Origin of the sequence: Mesorhizobium sp. M7A.F.Ca.CA.003.01.2.1 (assembly GCF_003998945.1) — a bacterium.
Lineage (GTDB): Bacteria > Pseudomonadota > Alphaproteobacteria > Rhizobiales > Rhizobiaceae > Mesorhizobium > Mesorhizobium ciceri.
The window spans coordinates 1-6,765 of record NZ_RZRA01000201.1; the positions used below are offsets into that span (position 1 = coordinate 1).

Sequence of the window (6,765 nt, forward strand, 5' to 3'; positions counted from 1 at the left end):
CACCTTTGCGACACGATAGCTGCCGGCGACGGACTCTGCGATGAGGCCACGGTGCGGCGAGTGGTACGAGCTGCACCCGAAGCGATTAGGACGATCCAAAGGTTCGGCGTCGACTTCGACCAGCACCCTGACCGCGCGTTGCGACTTGGGCTCGAGGCGGCACACTCGCGACGGCGGATTGTGCATGCAGCCGGCGACGCCACCGGTCGCGAGTTGGTGCGCGCGCTCGTCGCCGCGGTTCGGCGTACAGCCTCGATCACCATTATCGAAAATGTGGAGGTCCGCCGGCTGGTCGTGCAGGACGGGTCGGTCATCGCCGTGGTCGCAGCAGGACGAGCCGGCGCGCTCGCTCTGCCCACGCGTCGCGCGGTGCTGGCGACCGGCGGCGTCGGCGGGCTGTTTTGCGACACGACAAACCCCGCTGGCTCATGGGGTCACGGGCTGGCGCTCGCCGCATGGGCGGGGGCGGAACTCGCCGACTTGGAATTCATACAGTTCCATCCAACTGCGCTCGACGGTCCGCGCCGGCCGATGCCGCTGGTGAGCGAAGCCGTGCGTGGCGAAGGCGCGGTGCTCATCGATGAGCGAGGAGAGCGCTTCCTCGCCGACACACCTGGCGGTGAACTTGCGCCTCGCGACGTCGTAGCGCGCGCCATTTGGCACCAGCTTGCCGTTGGACGCCGCGTATTCCTGGACGCACGGCAAAGTCTCGGCCCGAGATTTGGCAAGCGTTTTCCAGGCATCGCCGAATTGTGCCGGAGCGCAGGAATCGACCCAGCGACCGACCTGATCCCGGTGCGCCCGGCGGCACATTATCACATGGGCGGCGTCGCCGTAGACAGCGCCGGCCGCAGCTCCATCGAGGGATTGTGGGCCTGCGGTGAGGTGGCCTGTACCGGCCTGCACGGCGCCAACCGCCTGGCCAGCAACTCGCTCACCGAAGCGGCGGTCACCGCGAGCTGGGTTGCCGAAAGCGTTGCCGGCACGTCGTATACCCGGCGACCGCGCAGATGCTCCACATTCGTCCCTCCACGACCAGACGCTTCCGTGGTCCGCCCGATTGTCTCCGCCGCCCTGGGTATCATCCGCGACGGCGAGGCAATGCGCGAAGCGGTGGCGACCCTGCTGCCGATCGCAGCCAATAGTGTCGCTGCCTCTGGTCCGGCTTTGGTCTCACTGATGATCGCCGCGGCGGCCCTGAGGCGGGAAGAGAGTCGAGGCGCGCACTGTCGGTCCGATTTCCCGCTCCACGATGCCAACGTGCGCCCATCACGGCTGACACTGCACAGCGCAATGCGGGCCGCGGCCGCACTCGATTGCCGGGCTACCATACGGAGCACTTGATATGACTTCATTCTCCCCCCTCCCCGCGACCCTGATCGAACCGATTGTGCGCGTTGCGCTCCTCGAAGACCTGGGCAGATCCGGCGACCTGACCACCGATGCGGTTATCCCGTATGATTGCACTGCCACGTTGGTGCTCAAAGCGAGGCAGGCGGGCGTCGTTGCCGGGCTCGATCTGGTCTCGTATGCCTTCCTTCTCGTGGAACCGGCGATCAACATCCAGATCTGGCGCCCTGATGGCAGCGAGGTTGGGGCCGGGGAAACCATTGCAAGATTGTCCGGACCCGCACGAGGCCTGCTCACGGCCGAACGCACGGCCCTCAATTTCTTATGCCGGCTGAGCGGCATTGCCACTGCCACAGCGGCCATGGTTGAGGCCGTGCGCGGTCACAAGGCGAGGATTGTATCGACGCGAAAGACGACGCCCGGGCTGCGGGCATTGGAGAAATACGCCGTGCGCGTCGGCGGCGGTGCCAATCACCGGTTCGGCCTCGATGACGGCGTGCTCATAAAGGACAACCACATCGCGATCGCCGGCGATATGCGCACAGCAATAGAGCGGGCGCGCGCCGCAGCAGGGCATATGGTGAAGGTCGAGGTCGAGGTCGACACGCTGAAGCAGCTCGATGCAGCGCTCGCGATTGGTGTTGACGCGGTGCTGCTCGACAATATGTCGGTCGAGGATCTTGCCCGCGCGGTTTCTATAGTGGATGGCCGTACGATCACCGAGGCGTCCGGTCGGGTGATGCCGAAAACGGCGGCGGCGATTGCGGCGACCGGTGTCGATCTCATCTCCATGGGTTGGCTGACGCACAGCGCCCCGATCCTCGACATCGGCCTGGACATGCCGGACCACCAGAACATCTGCAAGCACTTGAACTGAGGATTACGGCGTGAGGAGCAACATCAGCTCGGCAGGCGTAGGAGGTGCTGGAAAGACGTGCCGCAGCTCGCCTTTAGCGAGTGCGCCCCAAAGCCAAGAAGGCGTACCGGACTAGCAAACAAAGGTTTGACGATGACGATTGGAATGAACTCGGAGTTCGACGTGAACCAGACCATGCAATCGGTCGACGGAACGCCTCCGCGATGGAACCGCAAAGAGGCCGAGGCCATCTACGGCATGCCATTCAACGATCTGCTGTTCCTGGCTCAGACGATCCACCGCCAGAACTTCGATCGAAACCGAGTGCAGCTGTCGCGGCTCCTTAGCATCAAGACCGGCGGGTGCCCCGAAGATTGCGGCTATTGCAGCCAGTCTGCGCATTACGAAACCGGTGTGAAGGCGTCGAAGCTGGTGGACGTCAAGCATGTCATCGACGAAGCGGCCAAGGCGCGTGATGGCGGCGCAACGCGCTATTGCATGGGCGCGGCGTGGCGAAGTCCCAAGGAGCGCGACATGGACGTTGTGGTCGCCATGATTGAGGGCGTCAAGGCCCTCGGCATGGAGACCTGCATGACGCTCGGCATGCTCGATCTTGAGCAAGCTGCTCGCCTGAAGCAGGCCGGTCTCGACTACTATAACCACAACATCGATACCTCTGAGCGCTACTATGGCGAGGTTATTTCAACCAGGACTTTTGCCGACCGGCTGAAAACGCTTGGGCACGTGCGCGCGGTTGGGATGAAAGTCTGCTGCGGCGGCATTGTCGGGATGGGAGAAGAAAAGACCGATCGCATCGACATGCTGGTCACGCTCGCGAACCTGCCCGAGCCGCCGGAAAGCGTGCCGATCAACATGCTTATTCCCATCGAAGGCACGCCGCTTGCCGCGGCCGACGCCATCGATCCGATCGATTTCGTCCGCATCGTTGCGCTCGCGCGGGTGATGATGCCGAAATCCTATGTAAGGCTGTCCGCCGGCAGGACGGCGATGAGCGACGAAACGCAGGCGCTGTGCTTCTTTGCCGGCGCCAATTCGATCTTTGTCGGCGACACGCTGCTGACGGCGGGAAATCCCGGCGAGGACAAGGATACCCTTCTGTTCCGGCGCCTCGGCATTGAGCCTATGGAACTCGCCACGCAATGAAGGAGGCAATTCTTGCCCGCTATGACGCAACCTTGCGGGGACTGGGGCGCAAGGACCGGTTGCGGACGCTCGCACCGCGCGCCGGGCTCGACTTCTCGTCGAACGACTATATCGGACTTGCCGCCTCCAAAAGACTGGGCGATGCGGTTTCGACGGCGATTGCGCGGGGCACGCCAGTGGGCGCCACCGGATCGCGGCTGTTGCGCGGCAATGCACCGGAACATGAGCAACTGGAGGCGGACGCAGCGGCATTTTTCGGAGCCGAGCGTGCACTGTTCTTCGGCAGCGGCTATATCGCCAACTTCGCTCTGCTGACGGCCCTGCCGCAGAAAGGCGACCTGCTGGTCCTCGACGAGCTCGCTCATGCCAGCATGCATGAGGGTGCCCAGGCCGGGCGCGCTGAGTTCAAGCTGGCCGCGCACAACGACGTCGACGCTGTCGAGGACGCAATCACCCGCTGGCGCGCCGAAGGCGGCATGGGGCGGGTGTGGATCGCCTTCGAAAGCCTTTACAGCATGGATGGCGACCGTGCGCCGATGGAGAGCCTGGTCGCGCTGGCTGATCGGTACCAGGCATTCATCGTCGTCGATGAAGCGCATGCCACCGGCGTCTGGGGACCGGACGGCCGGGGACTGGCCGCCGCGTATGAAGGCCGCGACAACATCGTCACGCTCCACACATGCGGCAAGGCGCTTGGCGCATCCGGCGCGCTCGTTACCGGACCGCGAACACTGTGCGACTATCTTATCAACCGGTGCCGGCCATTCATCTATGCGACCGCACCATCGCCGCTGATGGCAGTCGCGGCACGTGAGGCGCTGACTATTCTGTCTGACGAGCCTATGCGTCGTGCTCAGTTGCACGAGCGTGTCGCTTTCGCGAGCCGGCAATTGGCCGAACGCTGCGGCGTGATGCCCAGCGGCTCGCAGATCCAGCCGCTTGTGATCGGCGATAACAGCCGCACCATGGCGGTGGCGGCAGGACTGCAGGCACGCGGCTTCGACATACGCGGCATTCGCCCGCCGACAGTGCCTGAGGGTACGTCGCGCCTGCGCATTTCGCTGACTCTCAACGTCGACGAAGCCGACATTTCCGCCATGGTCGAGGCTCTCGTCGGAGTGTTGGCCACAGCATGACCAAACGCATCGTCGTCACCGGAACAGACACTGGAATTGGCAAGACAGTGTTTTCGGCCGGACTTGCCGGGCTGCTCGACGGCTTCTACTGGAAGCCGGTGCAATCGGGCCTCAACGAGGAGACCGACAGCGAGGTCGTCGCCCGGCTTTCCGGCTTGCCCGACGGACGCGTGCTGCCCGAAGTCTATCGACTGACGATGCCGCTGTCGCCGCATCGATCAGCCGAAATCGACGGCGTCGCGATCGAGGCCGACGATCTTTCATTTCCGGTCCTGCCGACACCGCTCGTCATCGAAGGCGCCGGCGGGCTGATGGTGCCGCTCAATCGACAGACAAGGTTCATTGACATATTCGAACAATGGCGGCTGCCGGTCATACTGTGCGCCCGCACCGCGCTTGGCACCATCAATCATACGCTGTTGTCGATCGAGGCCCTGAGAGCCCGCTCCATCCCGCTCATCGGCATTGCCTTCATTGGCGAAGAGGTGGCCGATACACAAAGGACAATCGTGGAATTCGGCGGCGTGCCGCAGCTGGGCAGGCTGCCGCACCTCGGTCCGCTGACGGGTGAAACGTTGAGAGATGCAATGATTTCCGGCTTCGACCTGGCCATGATTGCCGGAGGCGACTGATGGCGGAGTCTCGAGTCTGGCATCCGTTCACGCAGCACGCGCTAGAGCCCTCGCTCCCTGAAATCGTGCTGACTGAAGGCGCCTATCTCCACAAGGCCGACGGCTTCCGCATCCTCGATGCGATTTCTTCCTGGTGGGTCGTCACCCATGGCCATCGCCACCCCCGCATCATGAAGGCCATCGAGACGACCGCCTCGAGCCTCGACCAGATCATCTTCGCGGGCTTCACCCACGAGCCGGCCGAACGGCTGGCCGAGGCGCTTGTAGGCATCGCACCCGCCGGCCTCCACCGGGTGTTCTATTCCGACAGTGGCTCGACCTCAGTCGAAGTCGCGCTGAAGATGGCGCTCGGCTATTTCCGTAACATCGGCGCGTCGCGTTCGCGCATCGCCGTCATGGAGCACAGCTATCATGGCGACACCATCGGCACGATGAGCGTCGGCGCCCGTGGCGTCTTCAACGCCGCCTATGAGCCTTTGCTGTTCGAGGTCGACACCATCCCCTTCCCGGCCGCCGGGCGCGAGCAGGAAACGCTGGATCGGTTCGAGGCCGTTAGCCGCGACCGGCGCGCAGCCGCGCTGATCGTCGAGCCGCTGGTGCTTGGCGCCGGCGGCATGCTGATGTATCCGGCCTGGGTTCTTGCCGAATTGAAGAGGATCGCCGAAGCCTCCGGCACGCTCGTGATCGCCGATGAAGTGATGACCGGCTGGGGGCGCACCGGAACCATGTTTGCCTGCGAACAGGCGTCCGTCTCGCCCGACATCTTGTGCACCTCGAAAGGTCTGACCGGTGGTACCATCCCGCTGGCCGCCACGATCGCCACCGATGCCATCTTCCACGCTCACTTTTCGGAGGATCGCAAGAAGACGTTTTTCCATTCGAGCTCCTACACCGCCAATCCGATCGCCTGCGCGGCAGCACTTGCCAATGTCGAGATCTGGCGTGACGAGCCGGTGGCCGAGCGGATCGCGGTCTTGAGCGCGAGGCAGGCCGCGGGGCTGCAACGCTTCCGGGACAATCCATATTTCACCGACTGCCGGACAACCGGCACCATCGCGGCACTCGACCTACGCACCGGCTCAGCCGGTTATCTGGCCGAGATCGGGCCAAAACTGCGCGCTTTTTTCCTTGAGCGCGGCCTGTTGGTGCGCCCGCTCGGCAATGTCCTCTATCTTCTGCCGCCCTATTGCATCACCAGCGACGAATTGGACGGGCTCTATGACGCGATAGAGGAGGCCGGCGAACGCTTCGGCTCGCGGCCATGAACCTATCGTCGCGCGTTCTCGGCTTCGGCCATCATGCGCCGACGCGCAAGGTCGAGAACCCGGAAATCGAAGACCGGCTCGGGCTTGAGCCCGGCTGGATCGAGCGGCGCACCGGAATTCGCTCGCGCTTCTGGGCAACAGACGAAGACACGCTGTCGGGCCTTGCCGCCTCTGCCGGCGACATGGCGCTGACCAATGCCGGTATCGACCGCGGCGACGTCGGTCTACTCTTGCTCGCCACGTCGACGCCCGATCACCTTCTGCCGCCAAGCGCGCCGCTGGTCGCACATCGGCTGGGGCTAGGCCGCGCCGGAGCGATCGACCTGACCGGCGCCTGCGCCGGCTTCATCTATGCGCTGATG

6 protein-coding genes and 1 pseudogene are annotated in these 6,765 nt (G+C 64.1%); all 7 read left to right on the forward strand.

What is annotated here, in order from left to right; translation table 11 throughout:
* On the forward strand, positions 1-1,344 hold a 1,344-nt coding region (locus EN969_RS10930; RefSeq protein ID WP_127419121.1), incomplete at its 5' end, for an L-aspartate oxidase.
* A 1-nt stretch (position 1,345) separates the two neighbouring features.
* Positions 1,346-2,227 (forward strand): carboxylating nicotinate-nucleotide diphosphorylase, encoded by an 882-nt coding sequence (nadC, locus tag EN969_RS10935; protein ID WP_063169252.1) that lies wholly within the window; start codon positions 1,346-1,348, stop codon positions 2,225-2,227.
* 174 nt (positions 2,228-2,401) lie between these two features.
* Entirely contained in the window at positions 2,402-3,370 is a 969-nt protein-coding gene (bioB, locus tag EN969_RS10940; protein WP_224570943.1) for a biotin synthase BioB, read from the forward strand.
* Positions 3,367-4,506: an 8-amino-7-oxononanoate synthase gene (locus EN969_RS10945; protein WP_024505572.1), complete on the forward strand. Its 1,140-nt coding sequence runs from the start codon at positions 3,367-3,369 to the stop codon at positions 4,504-4,506. Before bioB ends, EN969_RS10945 begins: the two co-directional genes overlap by 4 nt.
* A complete protein-coding gene (bioD, locus tag EN969_RS10950; protein ID WP_063169254.1) occupies positions 4,503-5,138 on the forward strand; it encodes a dethiobiotin synthase in 636 nt (211 codons plus the stop codon). Before EN969_RS10945 ends, bioD begins: the two co-directional genes overlap by 4 nt.
* Complete coding sequence (locus EN969_RS10955; protein WP_063169255.1) at positions 5,138-6,403, forward strand: adenosylmethionine--8-amino-7-oxononanoate transaminase; 1,266 nt, start codon at positions 5,138-5,140, stop codon at positions 6,401-6,403. The genes bioD and EN969_RS10955 overlap by 1 nt, the downstream gene beginning before the upstream one ends.
* Positions 6,400-6,765 (forward strand): annotated as a pseudogene (locus EN969_RS10960) (3-oxoacyl-ACP synthase); the annotation flags it as partial. The gene EN969_RS10955 and the pseudogene EN969_RS10960, both read left to right, overlap by 4 nt.

Excerpts from the sequence above, each read along its gene's own strand:
- nadC (WP_063169252.1), top strand. The coding sequence starts at position 1,346 with ATGACTTCATTCTCCCCCCTCCCCGCGACCCTGATCGAACCGATTGTG.
- bioB (WP_224570943.1), top strand. The coding sequence starts at position 2,402 with ATGCAATCGGTCGACGGAACGCCTCCGCGATGGAACCGCAAAGAGGCC.
- EN969_RS10945 (WP_024505572.1), top strand. The coding sequence starts at position 3,367 with ATGAAGGAGGCAATTCTTGCCCGCTATGACGCAACCTTGCGGGGACTG.
- bioD (WP_063169254.1), top strand. The coding sequence starts at position 4,503 with ATGACCAAACGCATCGTCGTCACCGGAACAGACACTGGAATTGGCAAG.
- EN969_RS10955 (WP_063169255.1), top strand. The coding sequence starts at position 5,138 with ATGGCGGAGTCTCGAGTCTGGCATCCGTTCACGCAGCACGCGCTAGAG.